The following is a 20987-nucleotide window of genomic DNA, read 5'->3' on the forward strand; positions in this document are numbered from 1 at the left end:
TAAATGAAATAAACAAATCCAGATGAATTAATCTGGATTTGTTGCTTTTAGTTCTTTCGTGATTTTCAATATTTTTTCTGCCAGGTTACTCATCCAGATCAGTTGTTCAATAACCATCTGGGCTTCCTGCATCTTCGCCTGACGGGTTTCTTTATCGAGTTCGTCATCTGTTGCCAGACGAGTGAAATTAATACGTTTCAGCTCTTCAAACTGCAAGGTTACATCTTCCTTATCAAAAAAAGTATCGGTTAAAATCGTTTCGTTTTTTAAAACTGAAATCGAATGGTCTAAATTCAATAAGATCGTTTTTATAATATAATTGAATGATTCCGACGCAGAAGTTGTCTGATGCGACTGAATATAAGTTGACAAGGAAGCCAGGGCGGAAAGCAGTGAATGATTCAGAACAACCAGTTTATTGACAAGGGGAAGGGTTTTCTGTTTTGATTTCGGTTCCTGCATCATACGCTGAAAAGAAGTCATGAGATTGCCAATTTCCACAAAGGCATTCTTTCTCGATAAACGGTAAGAAGTTGGTGTCTCTCCTTTTTTATTATAGAAATCGGCAATTTCCTTCAGATAATTTCTGTTGGCCCGAATCGAATTTTCAATATGTATAGGAGTATTTATGAATTCCCAGGCAGGCCATAAAAACTGATTGGCAATAAAGGCAAGAATAGCTCCCGTCAGCGAATCCAGTATTCTGAACTGAATTACTTCTACTACATTCGGAGTCAGGATTCCGTAAATAAAAACCACATACATTGTGACGAACGTGGCACTTATTTTATAATTAATCTGTGTAAAAGAGATACCAAGCAGCATGCAGACAATAGAAAAGATACTCAGGGCGACATGGTTCTGAACCAGTGATACAATTCCGAATGCAAGCAAACCGCCTAAGACAGTTCCGAAAATTCTGTTATAAGAGCGTTCTTTTGTCAGTCCGTATCCCGGTCGCATGATGACAACGATGGTTAGTAAAATGCAGTATACATTCTGGAAAGGAAGAAATTTTCCAATAAAAAAACCAATCAGAATCGTAATCGTCAATCGAAGGGAATGCCTGAAAATAGAAGAAGAAAAACTCATATTCTCAATAAGGGTGCGGAACGGATAATATTGTGGGGTCAGAAATTTTTCCAGCTCTTTATCCTTGTCCTTTAGTTTATAAGATTGCATGGCAAGCGAAAAAGCCCTTTGGATAATCTTAATTTTCCCGACCTGGTTTTTAGCATACTTCAGCATATTCGTCAACATCAGTACACCTTCCCCGGCTTCCTCTTTTCCTAATTTTTTTTCATAGTCAAAAATGGCAAATTCAAGAGCATCTATTTCATTTTTCAGGTCATTTTTGTCTACATAAGCAGCAATATGATTGACGTTTTTAGAAAGTTTTTTTAAGGTCGAAGCCAGTTTATAGGCAACATTCTGATAGGTTCTCAAAACTTCGGGATGTTTGTCAAATTTCTCAAGTAGTCTGTTATGGTCAAACGACGTATATAACGCCAGTTCCTGAATTTCAATCAAAGTAATAAAGACAAGCAGCATTTTTCGATTCTGGCTTGTGGCGGCAGAAGTATTCTGGTTGCCAATTAAAACCTTTCTCAGGTCCTCATTGATTAGGTTTAACTCTACCTGAAGGGCCAGTTGTTTTTCCGTTATCTTTTCGCGATTGGCCTCGGGGCTCCATAAATCGCCTCTTAATTTTAAATATTTGGCTGTTAATTTTATGCCTTCCGCAATTTGTAATTCAACATATTTATAAGGTTGTACAAAATGGAACACAAGTGATACAATCAGATATAAAATACCGCCAACAAAGATAAAACCGGAATATTCAACAGCATCCCAGCCTTCATGTAAATGACCAAAAGATAATGAAATAGAAAGCAAAGCAGAAAATGATACTAAAGTGGCGCGCTGCCCATAAACAGAAATCATACAGCATAAAAACAGCAGTAATCCTAAAAACGGATAAAACAAGAATGGAAAAGGATAAGCAAGATTCACCAGTAAATTAACTCCCGAAACAATCAGTGATGCCACAACAAGACCTTTGATTTTATGCACTAAAGTGCTCGGAATATCACTCGGATACGTATAGAAAGCACCTAAAGCAATCGTAAATCCAATTTCAAAATGTCCCAGAAAGTTTAAAATTATAACAGGAACAACTGAAGCAATCGTTACTTTTGAGGCATTAAAAAAAGAGGTACTATTAGTAAATTTAGCGACACGATCAAACATATAATAAGGTTTACCAGCAAAGGTAAGAATTGTACGAATTATTTTGGCACAATTATAGCTGAGTTTTTAATAAGCATGCAAAATTGATATTTATATGTTGTTTAGAATTATTCATTGACTATTTTTTACTATTTTTGCCAGCTGAATTATGAGAATAAAATTCAGTGTTTTCAGTAGATAATACATAAAATAATACAAATGATTTTACCAATTGTAGGATACGGTGATCCAGTTTTAAGAAAAGTGGGTGAGGCAATTACGCCGGATTATCCAAACTTAAAAGAGATATTAGCAAACATGTATGATACCATGTACAATGCGTATGGTGTTGGTCTTGCTGCGCCACAGGTAGGGATGGCAATTCGTTTGTTCGTAATCGATACTAATCCTTTTAGTGATGATGAAGATTTATCAGAAGAAGAACAAAATAAACTGAAAGGTTTCAAAAAAACTTTTATCAATGCCAAAATTGTTAAAGAAGAAGGTGAAGAGTGGAGTTTTAACGAAGGCTGTCTGAGTATTCCTGATGTTAGAGAAGATGTTTACAGAAAACCAACCGTTACAATTGAATATTGTGAAGAAGACTTCGTAATGAAAACAGAAGTGTTTGATGGTTTGATAGCAAGAGTTATTCAGCACGAATACGATCATATAGAAGGCGTTTTGTTTACGGATAAAATATCTTCCTTAAAAAAGCGTTTGATTCAGAAGAAATTAAAAAATATTACCGAAGGCAAAACATTTCAGGATTACAAAATGAAATTTGCCGCGGCTAAAAAAGGGAGATAATATTTTTGATAAAATAAGCCATAAAAAATAAACGAAATTCTTAATACAAATTATAATAAACATGAATTTAGAAAAAATATTAGCTGTTTCCGGGAAACCAGGTTTATATGCTTTAAAAGTACAGACTCGTACAGGATTTGTAGCTGAATCATTAACAGATGGAAAAAAAATCACTGTAAGCTTAAAAAGTAATGTAAGTTTATTGTCTGAAATTTCAATTTATACCCAAGATGGTGAAAAACCACTGACTGAAGTAATGCAGCGCATTGCCGCTAAGGAAAACAAAGGTCAGGCGATTTCCCATAAAGAAGATAATGCAACTCTTGCTGCTTATTTTAAAGAAGTTTTGCCTGATTATGATGAAGAGAGAGTTTATCCGTCTGATATTAAAAAAGTATTAAACTGGTACAATACACTTCAGGCAAAAGGATTAGTGACGGATCTTGCTCCGGCTCCGGCTGAAGAAAAAGAAGAAGCTCCTGTTGCAGAAGAAAAGCCAAAAAAAGCTCCTGCCGCTAAAAAAGCTCCTGCAAAAAAAGCAGCTACTAAAAAAGAAGAATAGTACACTTTACATTCAAAATATAATAATCCTGTTAAGATGTTTTCTTGGCAGGATTTTTTACTTTTACAACATTCGGTCATACAACCAAAAAACATTTCAAAAATGAGTAAAGAACTTCAACTTCAGGCTTTCGAAAGATTATTAATTATTATGGATGAACTCCGTGAGCAATGCCCGTGGGATAAAAAACAGACTTTGCAAACGCTGAGACACCTTACAATTGAGGAAACCTATGAATTAGGAGATGCCATTCTGGACAATGATTTAAATGAAGTTAAAAAAGAACTTGGCGATTTATTACTGCATATCGTTTTTTATGCTAAAATAGGCAGCGAAACCAACGATTTTGATATTGCTGACGTCTGTAATGAAATTTGCGAAAAACTAATTCACCGTCATCCTCATATTTATAGTGACACGGTGGTAAAAGATGAAGAAGAAGTAAAGCAAAACTGGGAAAAACTGAAACTTAAAGAAGGAAAAAAATCGGTGCTGGAAGGAGTTCCGAGAAGTTTACCGGCTTTGGTAAAAGCGAGCAGAATTCAGGATAAAGTAAAAGGTGTAGGTTTTGACTGGGAAGAGCCACATCAGGTTTGGGATAAGGTACAGGAAGAATTAGAAGAGTTGCAGGAAGAAGTAAAAGCAGGTGATCAGGATAAGATTGAAGCTGAATTTGGAGATGTATTGTTCTCTATGATTAATTATGCCCGATTTTTAAACGTAAACCCGGAAGATGCTTTGGAGCGTACCAATAAAAAATTTATCAAACGTTTTCAATACCTGGAAAGTAAAGCGGGTGAACTGGGAAAACCCCTGATGGATATGACTTTAGCAGAAATGGATGTATTTTGGAACGAAGCAAAAAAACTCTGATTATTCTGCCAGTTTCTTTAAGGCCTTTTCATTTTTAAGTACAATTTTTTTGCCTGTCAATTCAATGAGTTCGAGCTTATTGAAATCTGATAATAATCGGATACAGCTTTCGGTTGCAGTACCAATTATTCCGGCCAGTTCTTCTCTCGTAAGCTGAACTTTCAGGGTTTTGTCGGGATTCTCGCCAAAAGTGGCATGAAGATATAATAAGGTTTCGGCCAGCCTTTGTTTTACGGTCTTTTGGGCCAATGCAATCTTATCGTTCTCAGATTCTTTCAAATCTTCACAAACCGTTTGCATCAGGTTCATTGAGAACTGATTGTTATTGTTGAAAAAATGAATAATTTCTGCTTTTGGAATAAAGCAAACTTCCATGTCGGCGACAGCTTTTGCAGATAAGTTCGCAGGTTCATTACTAATCATGGAGCGCTGACCTAAAAGCTCTCCCGATTTAACAAGTTTTACAATCTGGTCTTTTCCGTTGGCACTTAATTTTGAAAGTTTTCCAATACCGTCTTTGACACAAAAAACACCATTCGTGATTTCACCCTCCTCAAAAATAGCCTCCCCTTTTTTTATGCTGTAGGTTGTTTTGCTGTTAGCCAATTTAATAACTTCCTCCTTATTCAAAGCTTTCAGAGAGGTAAGCTGTCTTACGATACATTGATCACATTTATTCATGGCAAAAAGTATTTACTGCAAAATTAACTATTATTCGTCTTCTTAGACTCAATTATTGCAGAAAATGCGGGAAATAATTTATTAATGTTATTTTCTCTTTTTTTCTATGAAACTTAAAATTATAATTTAAGGAAGCATGATAAATGTCATATTAAAAACATTTGGCAATTTATAACCTTTGCATAAGTAAAAAAACAAATTATGAGCGAGCAAGGTTGTTTTCATTGCGGGTTAGTTATGACCAAAAATGAAGAAGTCAATTTTGATGAAAAAAAGTTTTGCTGTACTGGTTGCAAAACGGTTTACGAAATTTTCAGCCTTCATGATTTAACCTCCTATTATGATTTCGAAAAATCGCCCGGTGCTACTCCGCAGGATATTCAGGGTAAATATGACTTTCTGGAAAATGAAACGATACTATCTAAAGTACTGGAATTTCAGGAAGGAAATACCGCCATTGTTTCTCTAAGTATCCCGTACATCCACTGCAGCTCTTGTATTTGGATTTTGGAAAACCTTAATAAAATTCAACCGGGAATAAATATTTCACAGGTTAATTTTCCGGAAAAGACTGTCAGGATTACCTTTGACTCTAAGCTTGTTTCCCTTAGAACAATTGTTTATATGTTAAGTTCAATAGGGTATGAGCCCTATATTAGCTTAGAAAATTATGAGACAGGAAAAAATAATGTAAACCGGACGCTAACATACAAATTAGGAGTTGCATTTTTCTGTTTTGGAAATATCATGCTGTTGTCTTTTCCTGAATATTTTGAAATAAAGGAATTTTGGCTCGATAATTACAAACCCTTTTTCAGGGCTTTGATTCTGCTTTTATCGCTGCCGAGTTTTTTATATTCGGCAAGCGGATATTACGTTTCAGCTTATAAAAGTATAAAGGCCAGAATGCTAAATATTGATATTCCGATCGCTTTAGGGATTATTGTCATGTTTATCCGAAGTGTTTTTGATATCATAATGGATTATGGCCCCGGCTTCTTTGATAGTCTTACAGGCCTTGTCTTCTTTATGCTGCTGGGCAAAATGTTTCAGATTAAAACCTATAGTTTTTTAAGTTTTGAAAGGGATTTTAAATCGTATTTCCCTATCGCTGTTACCCGCATTAATTCAAATACATCCGAAGAAAGTGTCCCGGTGTACGATATCATAAAAGGAGACAGGTTAATCATCCGAAATCAGGAATTAATTCCGGTCGATGGTATTTTAATGAGCGAAAAAGCTGAAATCGATTACAGTTTTGTGACAGGAGAAGCCGTTCCGATTACCAAAAAATCAGGAGACAAAGTATTTGCCGGAGGAAAACAAATAGGCAAAGTGATCGAAATGGAAGTTTTGCATTCTGTTTCCCAAAGTTATCTGACACAATTATGGAGTAATGAGATTTTTCAAAAGAATGTACAGCAGAAACATAAAACGATTACAGATGCTATTAGCCGTTATTTTACTCCGATATTATTATTAATCGCATTTGCCGGTTTTGGATATTGGATATTTTTGGATGCCAATACCGCTTTTAATGTTTTCACGGCTGTACTTATTGTAGCATGCCCGTGCGCATTGGCCTTAACAGCACCTTTTACTTTTGGAAATATTCTGAGGATTTTAGGAAAACAGAAATTATATCTTAAAAATGCTTTGGTTATCGAACAACTGGCAAAAGTAGATACGATAGTTTTTGATAAAACGGGAACAATTACCACCAATAAAAAAGCCAATATTCATTATGAAGGGAGTGTAATTTCTAATGAAAATAATATCCTTGTAAAAAATATCCTTCGCGCATCAAATCATCCGTTAAGCAGGATGCTGTATGACTTTTTGCCTGAAACTGAAAAAATAAAAATAGATGATTATCAGGAAATAACAGGAAAAGGAATCCAGGGTTCTGTTCACCATAAGATAATACGTATTGGCTCTTCAGAATTTGTTGATATACCAGTTTTTAATACACCGGAAACTGAAAAAACTTCATTGCATATTCAGATAGATGGTGTTTATTACGGAAGGTTCATTTTTCAGAATCAATATAGAGATGGCCTCGAAAAACTGTTTCTGTCTTTAAGCAAAAAGTATCAGATAAAAGTGCTTTCAGGTGATAATGACGGGGAAAGAGCTAATCTTGAAGCGATACTTCCCGAAAATACAGAACTAATTTTCAACCAGAAACCCGAACAAAAACTGGAGTTTATAAGAGGCCTGCAGGAAAAAGGACAGAATGTAATGATGGTTGGGGATGGTCTGAATGATGCAGGAGCTTTGGCACAAAGTAATGTCGGGATTTCTATCTCTGAAAATGTCAATGTTTTCTCCCCGGCCTGTGATGCAATTTTAGATGCAACCGGGTTTTCGCGCTTAAATTATTTTTTAAGCCTTTCGCATAAATCAATCCTGATCATCAAAATGAGTTTTGCTTTGTCCCTGCTTTATAATATAGTCGGTCTGTCTTTTGCTGTGACAGGCAATCTGCTTCCTTTAGTAGCCGCTATCATCATGCCGTTAAGCACAATCACTATTGTGAGTTTTGTCACGGTGATGTCTAACTATTTTAGCAATAGGGATTTAAAGTAATAAAAACAAAAAAAATAATTGTTTGCTGTAATTAACATTTATCATTTGTCATGACAATTATCATATTTTATCTGCCGGTAAGCTGATAATTTTGTTAACATAAATTTTGAGTTATGAGTGTCATTTATCTATTAATTACAGTAAGTATTTTCGTTGCAATAGGATTCTTTATTGCCTTTATTATCGCTGTCAAATCCGGACAATACGATGATGATTATACACCTTCGGTCAGAATGCTTTTTGACGACGAAACCAAAATTATTCCAAAAATAAATAAATCAATAAACGAAGAAAAACAAATCTAATTATGGAAATGGAACAGTTTTATTATGACAACAAAATTGTAAAAAAATTCATTTACGCTACGATCCTTTTTGGAGTCGTCGGAATGTTGGTCGGGCTAACGTTAGCAGTTATGTATCTTTTTCCAAACATGATCGACGGGATATCGTGGTTAAGTTATGGTCGTTTGAGACCTTTGCATACCAATGCTGTGATTTTTGCCTTTGTCGGGAATGCCTTTTTTGCAGGAATGTATTATTCACTTCAGCGTCTGCTAAAAGCCAGAATGTTTAGTGATTTTTTAAGTAATCTCCATTTTTGGGGATGGCAGCTTATTATTGTTGCTGCTGCCATTACGTTGCCTTTAGGGTATACTTCTTCAAAAGAATACGCAGAACTGGAGTGGCCAATTGATATTGCTATCGCACTTATCTGGGTGGTAATGGGTATTAACATGATCGGTACTATGTTGCGTCGCCGTGAGCGTCATTTGTATGTGGCGATCTGGTTTTATCTGGCTACATTTGTTACCGTTGCCGTTTTGCACATTTTTAATAATATTGAGCTTCCGGTTTCAGCTTTAAAAAGTTACTCTGTTTATGCCGGAGTTCAGGATGCCCTGGTGCAATGGTGGTACGGGCATAATGCTGTTGCTTTTTTCCTTACCACGCCATTTTTGGGACTGATGTATTATTTTGTTCCCAAGGTAGCCAACAGGCCTGTTTATTCGTATCGTTTATCGATTATTCATTTCTGGTCCCTGATCTTTATTTATATCTGGGCAGGACCGCACCACTTATTATACTCTGCTTTACCAAATTGGGCGCAGAATTTAGGAGTAGCATTTTCTGTAATGCTTATTGCTCCATCTTGGGGAGGTATGATTAATGGTCTTTTAACCTTAAGAGGTGCATGGGATAAAGTTCGTGAAGAGCCGGTTTTAAAATTCTTTGTAGTAGCAATTACCGGATACGGAATGGCCACTTTTGAAGGGCCAATGCTTTCTTTGAAAAATGTAAATGCTATCGCTCATTATACCGATTGGATTATTGCTCACGTACACGTAGGGGCTTTAGCCTGGAACGGATTTATGTCATTTGGTATTATTTACTGGTTAGTTCCGAGAATGACCAAAAGCAAATTATTCTCCAATAAATTAGCCAACTTTCATTTCTGGATTGGAACTTTAGGAATTATACTGTACACTTTACCAATGTATGTGGCTGGCTTTCTTCAGGCATCCATGTGGAAACAGTTTAATCCGGATGGTACTTTAACTTATGGAAATTTCCTTGAAACAGTAACTCAGATTATGCCAATGTACTGGATGAGAGCTATTGGTGGTACTTTGTATCTGGTTGGAATGTTTGCACTAGTTTATAACATCATAATGACAGTAAGAGCCGGTGAACCGGTAGAAGATGAACTAGCTCAGGCTCCGGCTTTACAACGAATCAGTACTAACAGACTTAACGGAGAAAAATTCCATTCCTGGTTAGAAAGAAGACCAATTCAGTTAACCATTTTAGCTACAGTTGCTATTTTAATTGGAGGAATAATTCAGATTGTACCCACAATTATGGTCAAATCAAATATTCCGACCATTTCAAGTGTAAAACCTTATACACCGTTAGAACTCGAAGGCCGTGATTTATACATTCGTGAAGGCTGTGTTGGTTGTCACTCACAATCCGTTCGTCCGTTTAGAAGTGAAGTAGAACGTTATGGCCCACAATCCAAAGCAGGTGAATTTGTTTACGATCATCCTTTCCTTTGGGGATCAAAACGTACCGGTCCTGATTTGTTAAGAGTTGGAGGAAAGTACAACGATAACTGGCACTTTAATCACTTCTGGAATCCGCAAAGTATTTCAGCAGGTTCAATCATGCCGGGTTACAAATGGTTGTTTGATAATAAACCAATGGATATTTCATTGACTCAAAGAAAAATGAAAGCAATGGTTTCGCTTGGGGTTCCTTATACAGATAGTGAAGTAGCAAATGCACAGCAGCTCTTAAGAACTCAGGCATTAGTGATAGAGAAAAACTTAGAAAATGACCCTGATTTTGTAAAAAGTTATGAGGATAGTAAGAAAAAAGCGGCTGCAAAGGGAGAAAAATTTATCCCTATGAATGAAAGGGAGATTGTGGCACTAATTGCTTATATCCAAAGACTAGGTACGGACATTAAAGTAAAAGAAACCGTTAAAAAATAAGGGCTATGTTCGAGCAGATAAAACACAATATGGAGAATATCAAGGGTATAGAAATTTACCCGATTCTCTCGCTACTGATATTCTTTTTCTTTTTTGTAGGCTTAGCCTTTTGGGTGTTCTCTTATAAAAAAGAAAAGATACAGGAAATGAGTGAAATTCCTTTAGATGAAGGATTAGTTTAAATTCAAAAGATAAATAAAATGAAAAAATTTTTCCCGGTATATGTAAGAGTCCCTGTAATTTTCTTTATCGTCTTTGCTTTGTTAGAGTATTTTATAGACTCCGGTGACAGGGCTGCATTTATAAAATATCCAATGGTTTCGGTCTTTTTATTTGTATTCCTGTTTATTCTGATAGCTATTGAAATTACCTTAAGTGCCGTTAATCGCGTGATGTACCAATTGATGACGCCAGAAGAAAAGGCAAAAGCAGCGTATGAAAATAGTTTGCCTTTTAAGGAAAGCGACTGGTATAAAAACCTGATGCAAAAACTGACGAAGACACAGCCAATTGAAAGAGAAGGCGATTTGCTAATGGATCATGATTATGATGGAATTAAAGAATTAGACAACAATTTGCCACCATGGTGGGTCTATTTATTCTATATCTGCATTGTTTTCGGAGTGGTTTACGTGGCGCGTTATGAGATTTTCGGAGGAGATGATCAGGAAATGGAACTCAAAAAAGAAATGGCTCAGGCAAAAATGGATGTAGAAGAATATCTAAAGACTGCACCTGATTTAATGGATGAAAAAACAGTCGTTTTATTGACCGATGCACCTAGTTTAGACGCAGGAAAAGAAATTTTTACTACCAATTGCGCCGCTTGTCACCGTGCCGATGCAGGTGGGCAAATCGGACCAAACCTGACTGATGATCGCTGGATATTAGGAGGTGGAATTAAGAATTTATTTCATACCATAACCAATGGGGGACGTGATGGAAAAGGAATGATATCCTGGAAAGGAACTTTAAAACCTAAAGAAATTCAAAAAGTAGCAAGTTATATTTTGTCTTTGCAGGGAAGTAATCCGAAGGACCCAAAAGAACCGCAGGGTGAAATCTGGGTGGATCAAAGTGCTTCTAAAAATAATGCTGCAGCAAATAAAAAGGTCGATAGTACCCAAGTTAAATAATATAAAATCATGTCAAATTTACCAGACGAAGCTTTTAGAGATACCATTGGAACGATTGATGAAGGTGGGAAGCGAAAATTTATTTTTCCAAAAAAACCGTCTGGTAAGTTTTATGAATACAGGAAATGGCTTAGCTATGTATTGCTTGCCATTTTAATTGCTAACCCATTTATAAAAGTAAATGGTAATCAGTTTATGATGTTCAACGTTCTGGAACGTCGGTTTAATATTTTCGGGTTCCCATTTTGGCCACAGGACTTTTATCTTTTTGTGATATCGATGCTGGTGGGAGTGGTTTTTGTCATCTTATTTACAGTTGTTTTTGGAAGAATTTTTTGCGGATGGATTTGTCCCCAAACTATCTTTTTGGAAATGGTTTTTCGAAGAATTGAATATTGGATTGAGGGAGATCGTGGCGCACAATTACGTCTGTCCAGGCAAAAATGGGATGCCGAAAAAATTCGAAAAAGAGTATTAAAATGGTTTGTGTTTTTTTTAATTTCTTTTGGAATTGCCAATGTTTTTCTGGCTTATCTGGTCGGAAGTGATACATTGTTCCTAATGATGGAACAGGGGCCGGTGGTACAGGCGAGTAATTTTACTGCACTGCTTATTTTTACAGCGGTTTTCTATTTTGTTTTTGTATGGTTTCGGGAGCAGGTTTGTATTATTGCTTGCCCTTATGGCCGATTGCAAGGCGTACTTTTAGACAGTAAGTCAATAAATGTAGCCTATGATTTTGTTCGGGGTGAAAAAAAAGAAGGGAGGGCAAAATTCAATAAAAAAGAAGACAGGGCTTCAACAGGAAAAGGAGATTGCATAGATTGTCATCAGTGTGTTCATGTTTGTCCGATGGGAATTGACATTAGAAACGGAACACAGTTAGAATGTACCAATTGTACCGCTTGTATTGATGAATGCGATGCGATCATGGAAAATGTAGGTTTACCTAAAGGCCTTATCCGATATGCTTCTGAAGATGAAATCGAGAAAAAAGAGCCTTTTAAATTTACTGCCAGAATGAAAGGCTATACCGCAGTCTTGCTAATTTTGTTAAGTGTTTTTGTTGGGATGTTGTTTTTAAGAACAGATGTTCAGGCCATTATTTTACGTTTACCAGGACAACTTTTCCAACACAAAGGAGAGAAAATCAGCAATGTGTATACGTATAAGATTGTGAATAAAACAATGAAAGACTACCACGATATCCATTTTGAATTAATTGAACAGAAAGGGGATATTAAAAATGTAGGTAATCAGCATTTTAAAGTATTAAAAGAAGGAATTTCGCAGGGAACTCTTTTTATAGAAATTGATCAGGCTCTTTTAGAAAGTGACAAGACCAAACTGAAAATTGGAATTTATAACGGGAAACAATTGCTGGAAACATCCACAACAAATTTTCTCGGACCAAGAAGTTTTAATTAAAATAAAAATACCATGAAAATCAACTGGGGAACAGGAATAGTAATTGCTTTTGGATTATTTATGACCTTTATTCTGTACTTTGTTTTTGAAGTGCAATCGAATAGTAAATATGATAACGATCTGGTTGTCGAAGAATACTACAAACATGATTCGCATTTTCAGGATGAAATGGCACGAATTCAAAATGCACACGATTTAATGGAAAAACCTTCTATGGTTTATACAGCTGAAGGCCTTAAAATTACATTTCCCAATACATTGGCAAGCGAAAAAATAAAAGGTAACGTATTGCTATATCGCCCATCAAATAAAAAGTTTGATTTTAATATTTCAATTGTCCTGACAGGGAATTCTTTGTTAATTCCTCAGACAAAATTAATTAAAGGACGCTGGGATGTGAGTATGGAATGGCAGTACAATGGAATAAAATATTTGTCTAAGGAAGTAATTTATGTAAATTAATAAAAATGTTGTATTCCGCTTTTATATTCGGATTAATTAGTAGTTTTCACTGCATTGGAATGTGCGGTCCCATTGCTATAATGCTGCCTGTTGATCGCCAGAATGAGGCAAAGAAAGTAACTCAAATTGTAACCTATCATTTGGGAAGATTAACGGCTTATTCAACTATCGGGTTAATTTTCGGATTGTTGGGGAGAGTTTTTTTTCTGGCAGGATTACAACAAAAACTGTCCATCTTTATTGGTTTGGCCATGATACTCGTAGTTTTGATTCCGGAAAAGATATTCTCAAAATACAATTTTTCAAAACCGGTATACAAAGTCATTTCGAAAATAAAATCAGGTTTGGGAGCTCATTTTAAAAACAGGAGTTACAAATCACTTTTTATAATTGGCTTATTAAACGGATTTCTCCCTTGCGGAATGGTTTATGTCGCTTTATTTGGAGCTATAGCAATGCAAAGTGCCGGCTTAGGAGTTTTGTATATGCTTCTCTTTGGAATTGGAACCGTACCGTTAATGACAATTGTATTATACGTTAATTCGATACTGACAGTATCTTTTCGAAATAGAATTCAAAAAGTAATTCCTTATGTAGCAGTAGTCATTGGAGTGCTGTTTATATTAAGGGGGCTAGGGCTGGGCATTCCTTATATATCTCCTTCAAATATGAGTTTATTTGTGCAGCAGACTCCAAATTGCCATTAAAATAGTTTTATTTAGATAGTCATCGAAAACAAATTAGTTTCCGGTGATTTTCTTTTTAAATGTAAATCAAATGCCATACAAATATTACGGACAAAAGGTTTTCCGGCTTCCGTGATTGTGATTTTATTTTCTTCAATGCAAATTAAATTATCCTTTTCCAATTCTTTCAAATTGAATAAAACATCAGAAAGATCATTAAAACGAAGACTTTCTTCATTCCAGGAGGTTTCAAATTCACAGGTTAGATTTAAGATATGTTTTCTAATAATCAGATCTTCATTAGTAAGGATATGACCTTTCACAACTGGTAATTTATCCCATTCCAGTAATTGATAATAATCTTCGATATTTTTAGTGTTTTGCGCAAAGCTGTACCAGCTGTCACTAATAGAAGAAACTCCTAATCCAATCATAAGCTGAGTTTTGGAAGCACTGTAGCCCATAAAATTTCTATGCAGTTTATTATTTTGGGATGCTTTGTATAAATTATCAGAAGTTAAGGCAAAATGATCCATTCCAATTTCGTGATAGCCGTTTTTCGCAAGCAATTGTTTTCCGATTTCATACAGTTTTCGCTTTTCGGCATCTTTTGGAAGGTTTTCGTCATTAAAACCACGCTGTCCGTTTCCCTTTATCCAGGGTACATGAGCATAGCTGTAAAAAGCCAGTCGATCCGGTTTTAGGGAATTTGTTTTCTCCACGGTATCCACTATATTTTCGATATTCTGAAAAGGCAAACCAAAGATCAGATCGTGTCCTATAGAAGTGTAGCCTATTTCTTTTGCCCAAAAAGTTACTTTCGCCACATTGTGAAAAGGCTGTATTCTATGAATCGCTTTCTGAACTTTTTCGGCATAATCCTGAACACCAAAACTTACACGACGGAAACCGAGTTCATATAATTTTTTAAGTTGTTCGTACGTCGTATTATTAGGATGGCCTTCAAAACTAAATTCATAATGCGCCGCTTTATTGGCAAAGCAAAAAATGCCATTGATAAGATGTTCTAAATTATTTGAAGAAAAAAACGTAGGAGTACCTCCGCCTAAATGTATTTCTTTTATAAATGGCTTTTCCGGAAGTAATCTGCAATATAAACTCCATTCTTTTAAAAGTGCTTTTATATACGTTTCCTCAACAGCATGATTTTTCGTAATTCGTTTATTGCAGCCGCAAAACGTACACATGCTTTCGCAAAATGGCAAATGGATGTATAGGCTGATTCCGTTTTCAGAATTGCTTTCTGAAAATGATTTTTGAAAGGACTCTATCCACTTTTGTTCTGTAAAACCGTTTTCATCCCAATACGGAACTGTTGGATAACTGGTATATCTTGGGCCAGGAACGTTGTATTTTTGAGTGAGGGAAATTTTCATAAAAGTGGATTTTGAATCTGTCAAAATTAGTTGTTGAGGTTAACAGATAAAATGATAATTGTCATATAAGCAGTATAAAAAAAGAGACCCATAATTGGGTCTCTCCGGTGAATTAAATAACTAACATTAAATAGAATCCTGAATGATTTTAAGCCATTTTTTTGCAAATAAATGATCTTGATAGGCACTTATTTGTTTGATACGGTCGTCGTCGAAATCATAAAAAGGAATTACGATTTTCTTTGAGTTTTCTCTTTCCTGAAATTCAAAATCAATTTTCAGGATAGTATCTGAATTTGAGTCAGAAGTTAAAACCAGCTTACAGGATGAAACCGTCTTCAAATCAACATATATTGATTCCTGTTGATTGGGATTGAAATTCATAAGAATGAATTTTCTGTTTTTCTGATCTATGGTAAGTGTTTTATTACTTTGAGATTCTGTTAAATCAAAATCCTGTGGATGATTTGGATTGAATCTTTTTTTTATATCTAGAATTTTTGCCTTGTTGACAGCACTTGTCCGTGCAGAAAAATATATTGGGATGGCTACTATGATCGCAATCACAATACCAATTATAGTTACACTTGTATCCATTTTTGTTTTATTAATTGAATGAAATAATAAACGGTTTTCGTTTTGAAAACAGTTTAACGACTTGAGAAGAAAGGATTCTTCCGATTAAGATTTCAAGAAATAATTACCAAAAATAATGGAAGGGAAAGAGCAGGAGTAATACTTTTTTGCTCTGATTTAAATACTGATTGGAAAAATTTGTTACTGATTTAACAGCCTGATGACCTGAAATGGTGATCAATATCGCATCAAACCATTTCGCTACACCTGTGTAGTTGGTTTTGATATGTGCAGCAAAATGGTAACTTGCATGAGGCTGTATAAAAGCTAACGAATCGGGTGTTTCAACAGAAAAGGTAGTATCCGTTTTTTGACTTTCGTTTTTTTCTACGGCAATATCATTCGCTTGGGAAGCGAAGAAAGCTATAATCAAAAGTGAAACAAAGATGACGGTTTTACGAATCCAATTCATATTGGCGAAATTAACTCATAAAACACAATTAAAGAAATTTTACAGTATTAATTAACACTGAAGTGATGCGTTATTATCTTATCCTCAATCGTTTTTTGGTACAATTGAGGATAAAACAATGTTATTGTTGCATTCTGAAATAATAATCAGCAGAGTGTTTTCCCCCTCCGTAAAATAAAAAGAAAATACAAACCAATAATACAATTACTGCTAAAATTAAACTTTCAGAGTGCATATGTCCCAGAGAGTTAACCAAAACAGCTCCAAATAATATCGGTAGCTGTGCTGCAATCGCCCAGCGGGTAAGTAATCCGAAGAAGATCATAATTCCTCCAATCATATGGGCTGGTGCAATGTAATGTAAAAGGAACATTCCGCCTCCAAATTGGTCTATGGGAGAAATTAAATCATGCAGATACTGAACGTTGGTTACAAATGAAATTCCTTTCATAAATAAAAAAACACCCAATACAATACGTACTAAATCAACTGGTAAATAAGTGTGCGCATTAGCCCATTTATTTAAGCTTTTTACATTTTCCATGATACTACGTGATTAAAATTGTATACTAAGTTACTAATTTTTAATCATATATCCATTTTTAAGTGCCTGAAAATAAGTTTTTTACTTTTTATTTAACGCATTTTAAGAATCCCTTAAAATTAAACCTGAATGACACCCAAATTAAATGCTTTTTGAATAGGGGCGTGATTGGCTGCCTCGATACCCATCGAAATCCATGTTCTGGTATCTAATGGATCAATAATAGCATCGGTCCATAATCTTGAAGCTGCATAATACGGTGAAGTCTGCTCATCGTATCGTGCTTTTATTTTGGCAAATAATTCTGCTTCTTTGGCTTCATCTACAATTTCACCTTTTGCTTTAAGCGAAGAAGCTTCAATCTGAGCGAGTACTTTTGCGGCCTGAGTTCCTCCCATAACGGCAAGTTCTGCGCTTGGCCAGGCAAAAATTAATCTTGGATCATATGCTTTTCCGCACATGGCATAATTTCCGGCTCCATACGAGTTACCAACGATTACTGTAAATTTAGGCACTACCGAGTTGCTAACCGCATTTACCATTTTAGCACCATCTTTGATGATTCCGCCGTGTTCTGATTTTGACCCGACCATAAAACCGGTCACATCCTGTAAAAAAACGAGCGGAATTTTCTTTTGGTTGCAATTCGCAATAAAACGGGTGGCTTTATCAGCACTATCCGAGTAGATAACACCGCCAAACTGCATTTCCCCTTTTTTGGTTTTTACCACTTTTCTTTGGTTGGCTACAATACCTACAGCCCAGCCATCAATCCTGGCATAACCGGTAATAAGTGATTGTCCGTATCCTTCCTTATAGGCTTCAAATTCGGAATTGTCAACCAGACGATTGATGATCTCCATCATGTCGTATTGCTCATTTCTGGCTTTTGGTAAAATTCCGTAAATATCCTTTGGGTCCAATGCAGGCTTTTCGGCTTTGATTCTGCTGTAACCGGCTTTATCGAAATCGCCTATTTTATCAACTATGTTTTTTATTTTGTCTAAAGCGTCGGCATCATCTTTTGCTTTATAATCGGTGACACCCGAAATTTCGCAATGGGTTGTTGCACCGCCTAAAGTTTCATTATCGATTGTTTCTCCAATGGCTGCTTTGACCAGATAGCTTCCGGCAAGAAAAATACTTCCTGTTTTATCAACGATTAAGGCTTCGTCGCTCATAATTGGCAAATAGGCTCCACCGGCAACACAACTGCCCATTACAGCGGCTATTTGGGTGATTCCCATACTGCTCATTTGAGCATTGTTTCTAAAAATACGCCCGAAATGTTCTTTATCCGGAAAAATCTCATCCTGAAGCGGCAGGTAAACTCCTGCACTGTCTACTAAATATATAATTGGCAATCTGTTTTCCATTGCGATTTCCTGGGCACGAAGGTTTTTCTTTCCTGTGATAGGAAACCATGCTCCGGCCTTTACCGTAGCGTCATTAGCTACAACAATGCATTGTTTTCCTTTAATATATCCTATTTTTATAACAACACCTCCGGAAGGACAGCCACCATGTTCTGCATACATTCCATCTCCGACAAATCCTCCGATTTCGATACTTTTGGCGTTATCGTCCAATAAATAATCAATGCGTTCACGGGCAGTCATTTTGCCTTCTGCATGAAGTTTTGCAATTCGTTTTTCGCCTCCGCCTAATTTGACTTTAGCAAATCTTTGTTTTAAATCAGAAAGTAGCAGTTTATTGTGATCTTCGTTTTTATTGAAGTTTAAATCCATAAGATATTGATGTTTTTACAAAATAGTGTGTGCTAATTTACAAAATCAATTGAAATAAATATAATAAACTGAATTGTTTACAATTGAAATTTTCCCGTTTTTAAAATTTAGGGCAAAAAAAAACAGAAGCGAACTTCTGTTTGTTATGTTTTTCAATTATTTGAATTATTTTTTAGAATCGCAAACCATTCTTTTTAGGATTGCCCATTGTTTTAAGGCGTCACGAGCTTCTACAGCAGGATATCCCAACATGGTTTTTCCGGCCGGAATATCGCCAACTACTCCTGATCCGGCACCAACAATGGCTCCGTCACCGATAGTCGTATGATCTTTGATAGAGGCGCTGCCGCCAATTATTACCCCGTTTCCTAGCGTTACAGAACCAGCAAGGCCACTATTTCCCGCCATGATACAGAATTTACCTAATTTACTGTTATGTCCGATCTGAACCAGGTTGTCAATTTTACAGCCATCACCAAGAATAGTGGAACTGAACTTTCCACGGTCAACACAAGTGTTTGCTCCAATTTCAACATTATTTCCTATAATTACATTTCCGATTTGTGGAATTTTCACCAGACCTTTTTCACTGCAAGGACGGAATCCGAAACCATCTGCTCCGATTGTCGCATTTGGATGAATAATACAATCGTTTCCGATATGACAACGCTCACGAATTACTGCACCCGACCAAATTACTGTATTTTTACCTATAGTACATTCGTCTAAGACAGTTACGTTCGGATAAATTGTAACATTTGCTGCAATTTCTACTTTTGGTCCAATATAACAGCCGGCACCAATTTTGCTTCCTTCACCAATAATAGCTGTTTCATCTATTACGGCAGTTCTGTGAATCTGATTGTGAAATACTGGAGTGGGTGGGGCGAAAAGAGCAAGAATCTGTGACATCGCAAGATCGGCGTTCTTTACTTTAATAAAAGCACGATTATCACCCGGTTCAATTGAAATATCTTCGTTGACAACTGCTATTGAAGCTTTTGAGGCTTCCCATAATTTTTCGTATTTTTTATTTCCTATAAAAGAAATTTCAGAAGTTGTTGCTTTTTCTAGTTGCTCAGTTGCTGTTACACTTTGAGAGGTAGTGCCATAAATTACACCTTGTATTACTTCGTTAATCTCTTGAATTGAATAGGATTTCATAGAATAAATTAATTGATTATGGGGGTTAATTTTCGCCAAATAAAATCAATTAGATTCGAATTACCTAATCTTATTTTGAAGTTTTTTAAGTTACTCTTTAAATAACAGTTTAAATATTACAAATTTAACATAATAACTACTAAATTTTTGTCTGTTATGTAATTTAATGAAGGGTGATATTTTTTCAATTTGATATAAATTTATACTCGGTGCTTAAATTTCTATGGGAGTAAAAGGGTTTAAAATAAGGTCTTACTAGTTGATTATCATGATGGTATCTTTGAAATGTTTGGTACTTTCTGATACCTCAGATGTGTTAATTGTCTGTTTTTTATAAAATATCACAAAAACTAAAAAAATATTGATTTCGGATTTTAATTAAAAAAAATAAAATTGAAGCAGTTTTTTATAATCGATTGATTGTAAGTAGAAAGCAAAAATTAATGGAATAAGTGTTTTTTTTCAACAGCAGCAAATTTATTTTAAAAATAGTAGTATTAATAGGATAAATAAAAAAACAACTATTCTTTTTTTAAATCAATGGCAGGAAGATTGGATACTGAAAATTGCTGATAAATTTCTAAGGTTAGCATTAAACGAAAAAAGCGATTCACTTTGTAAAAGGAATCGCTTTTCATAATTTTAAATTTATAATTACTCTTTAATTTTAGAAAGAGAAATAGCATTGATACAATAACGCAATCCACTAGGTTCAGGACCATCAGGAAAAACGTGACCTAAATGTGCATCGCAGGTATTACAGATTACTTCAACACGGATCATTCCGTATGACTTGTCTGCATGATAACCAATGGCGCTTTCTTTAATCGGCTGCGTAAATGAAGGCCATCCTGTTCCTGACTCAAATTTTTCGCTCGCATCAAAAAGTAAAGTGCCGCAACATTTACATTCGTAGATTCCGGGATCAAATAAACTGCATAATTCAGAACTAAAAGACCTTTCAGTTCCTTTTAAGCGCGTTACCTGATATTCTTCAGGAGTTAAAAGCTGTTTCCATTCTTCTTCCGTTTTCTCCACTCTTTTTTCAGGAGCCGGATTTCCCTTATTTGTAAAACGAATTACATCTGCCCATTTTATCATAACTTTATTTTTAAGTTTTCAGTTTCTCCCGA

Annotated in this window: 20 protein-coding genes; 11 read left to right on the forward strand and 9 right to left on the reverse strand. The window is 35.5% G+C overall.

Annotation, left to right across the window (positions count from 1 at the left end):
* Nucleotides 1-27 precede the first annotated feature (27 nt).
* Nucleotides 28-2250 carry an FUSC family membrane protein gene (locus tag LPB89_RS13595; RefSeq protein WP_230702314.1) on the reverse strand — a complete coding sequence of 741 codons (2223 nt, stop codon included), beginning with the start codon at nucleotides 2248-2250 and terminating at the stop codon, nucleotides 28-30.
* A 198-nt stretch (nucleotides 2251-2448) separates the two neighbouring features.
* Between LPB89_RS13595 and def the strand changes: the two genes are divergently transcribed.
* From def to mazG, 3 genes are all read left to right on the forward strand, one after another.
* The gene (def, locus tag LPB89_RS13600) at nucleotides 2449-3039 is read left to right on the forward strand and encodes a peptide deformylase (RefSeq protein WP_230702315.1); all 591 of its coding nucleotides are present in this window, start codon (nucleotides 2449-2451) and stop codon (nucleotides 3037-3039) included.
* Nucleotides 3040-3100: 61 nt separating this feature from the next.
* Nucleotides 3101-3601, forward strand: a complete 501-nt coding sequence (locus LPB89_RS13605) for a DUF5606 domain-containing protein (RefSeq protein WP_154340882.1) — start codon at nucleotides 3101-3103, stop codon at nucleotides 3599-3601.
* 102 nt (nucleotides 3602-3703) lie between these two features.
* Complete coding sequence (mazG, locus tag LPB89_RS13610) at nucleotides 3704-4474, forward strand: nucleoside triphosphate pyrophosphohydrolase (RefSeq protein ID WP_127337182.1); 771 nt, start codon at nucleotides 3704-3706, stop codon at nucleotides 4472-4474.
* On the opposite strand, the gene LPB89_RS13615 is transcribed toward mazG, so the two are convergent.
* A complete protein-coding gene (locus LPB89_RS13615; RefSeq protein ID WP_230702316.1) occupies nucleotides 4475-5155 on the reverse strand; it encodes a Crp/Fnr family transcriptional regulator in 681 nt (226 codons plus the stop codon).
* Between the two features lie 201 nt (nucleotides 5156-5356).
* Between LPB89_RS13615 and LPB89_RS13620 the strand changes: the two genes are divergently transcribed.
* The 8 genes from LPB89_RS13620 (at nucleotide 5357) to LPB89_RS13655 (ending at nucleotide 13974) form a co-directional block, all read left to right on the forward strand.
* Nucleotides 5357-7744: a heavy metal translocating P-type ATPase metal-binding domain-containing protein gene (locus tag LPB89_RS13620; RefSeq protein WP_230702317.1), complete on the forward strand. Its 2388-nt coding sequence runs from the start codon at nucleotides 5357-5359 to the stop codon at nucleotides 7742-7744.
* A 113-nt stretch (nucleotides 7745-7857) separates the two neighbouring features.
* On the forward strand, nucleotides 7858-8049 hold the full coding sequence (gene ccoS, locus LPB89_RS13625; RefSeq protein WP_230702318.1) for a cbb3-type cytochrome oxidase assembly protein CcoS: 192 nt from the start codon (nucleotides 7858-7860) through the stop codon (nucleotides 8047-8049).
* Between the two features lie 2 nt (nucleotides 8050-8051).
* Nucleotides 8052-10241 carry a cytochrome-c oxidase, cbb3-type subunit I gene (gene ccoN / locus LPB89_RS13630; RefSeq protein WP_230702319.1) on the forward strand — a complete coding sequence of 730 codons (2190 nt, stop codon included), beginning with the start codon at nucleotides 8052-8054 and terminating at the stop codon, nucleotides 10239-10241.
* A 5-nt stretch (nucleotides 10242-10246) separates the two neighbouring features.
* Nucleotides 10247-10423, forward strand: coding sequence for a CcoQ/FixQ family Cbb3-type cytochrome c oxidase assembly chaperone (locus tag LPB89_RS13635; RefSeq protein WP_127337187.1), 177 nt, complete (start codon nucleotides 10247-10249; stop codon nucleotides 10421-10423).
* 18 nt (nucleotides 10424-10441) lie between these two features.
* The gene (locus tag LPB89_RS13640; RefSeq protein WP_230702320.1) at nucleotides 10442-11377 is read left to right on the forward strand and encodes a cbb3-type cytochrome c oxidase N-terminal domain-containing protein; all 936 of its coding nucleotides are present in this window, start codon (nucleotides 10442-10444) and stop codon (nucleotides 11375-11377) included.
* Between the two features lie 9 nt (nucleotides 11378-11386).
* Entirely contained in the window at nucleotides 11387-12805 is a 1419-nt protein-coding gene (ccoG, locus tag LPB89_RS13645) for a cytochrome c oxidase accessory protein CcoG (protein ID WP_230702321.1), read from the forward strand.
* A 12-nt stretch (nucleotides 12806-12817) separates the two neighbouring features.
* Nucleotides 12818-13267 (forward strand): FixH family protein, encoded by a 450-nt coding sequence (locus LPB89_RS13650; RefSeq protein WP_230702322.1) that lies wholly within the window; start codon nucleotides 12818-12820, stop codon nucleotides 13265-13267.
* Between the two features lie 5 nt (nucleotides 13268-13272).
* Complete coding sequence (locus LPB89_RS13655) at nucleotides 13273-13974, forward strand: sulfite exporter TauE/SafE family protein (protein WP_230702323.1); 702 nt, start codon at nucleotides 13273-13275, stop codon at nucleotides 13972-13974.
* Between the two features lie 11 nt (nucleotides 13975-13985).
* Here LPB89_RS13655 and hemN read toward each other — a convergent pair whose 3' ends face one another.
* The 7 genes from hemN to msrB all read right to left on the reverse strand — a co-directional run bounded on the left by hemN (nucleotide 13986) and on the right by msrB (nucleotide 20955).
* The gene (hemN, locus tag LPB89_RS13660) at nucleotides 13986-15350 is read right to left on the reverse strand and encodes an oxygen-independent coproporphyrinogen III oxidase (RefSeq protein WP_230702324.1); all 1365 of its coding nucleotides are present in this window, start codon (nucleotides 15348-15350) and stop codon (nucleotides 13986-13988) included.
* A 126-nt stretch (nucleotides 15351-15476) separates the two neighbouring features.
* Nucleotides 15477-15947: a hypothetical protein gene (locus LPB89_RS13665; RefSeq protein WP_230702325.1), complete on the reverse strand. Its 471-nt coding sequence runs from the start codon at nucleotides 15945-15947 to the stop codon at nucleotides 15477-15479.
* A 103-nt stretch (nucleotides 15948-16050) separates the two neighbouring features.
* Nucleotides 16051-16398: a hypothetical protein gene (locus LPB89_RS13670; RefSeq protein WP_230702326.1), complete on the reverse strand. Its 348-nt coding sequence runs from the start codon at nucleotides 16396-16398 to the stop codon at nucleotides 16051-16053.
* A gap of 121 nt (nucleotides 16399-16519) precedes the next feature.
* Nucleotides 16520-16942: a DoxX family protein gene (locus tag LPB89_RS13675; RefSeq protein ID WP_230702327.1), complete on the reverse strand. Its 423-nt coding sequence runs from the start codon at nucleotides 16940-16942 to the stop codon at nucleotides 16520-16522.
* A 119-nt stretch (nucleotides 16943-17061) separates the two neighbouring features.
* Entirely contained in the window at nucleotides 17062-18690 is a 1629-nt protein-coding gene (locus LPB89_RS13680; protein WP_230702328.1) for an acyl-CoA carboxylase subunit beta, read from the reverse strand.
* A gap of 165 nt (nucleotides 18691-18855) precedes the next feature.
* Complete coding sequence (lpxD, locus tag LPB89_RS13685) at nucleotides 18856-19854, reverse strand: UDP-3-O-(3-hydroxymyristoyl)glucosamine N-acyltransferase (protein ID WP_230702329.1); 999 nt, start codon at nucleotides 19852-19854, stop codon at nucleotides 18856-18858.
* Between the two features lie 654 nt (nucleotides 19855-20508).
* Nucleotides 20509-20955 carry a peptide-methionine (R)-S-oxide reductase MsrB gene (msrB, locus tag LPB89_RS13690; protein WP_230702330.1) on the reverse strand — a complete coding sequence of 149 codons (447 nt, stop codon included), beginning with the start codon at nucleotides 20953-20955 and terminating at the stop codon, nucleotides 20509-20511.
* Nucleotides 20956-20987: the final 32 nt, after the last annotated feature.

The sequence above is a fragment of the Flavobacterium sp. ENC genome (assembly GCF_020991415.1).
GTDB lineage: Bacteria > Bacteroidota > Bacteroidia > Flavobacteriales > Flavobacteriaceae > Flavobacterium.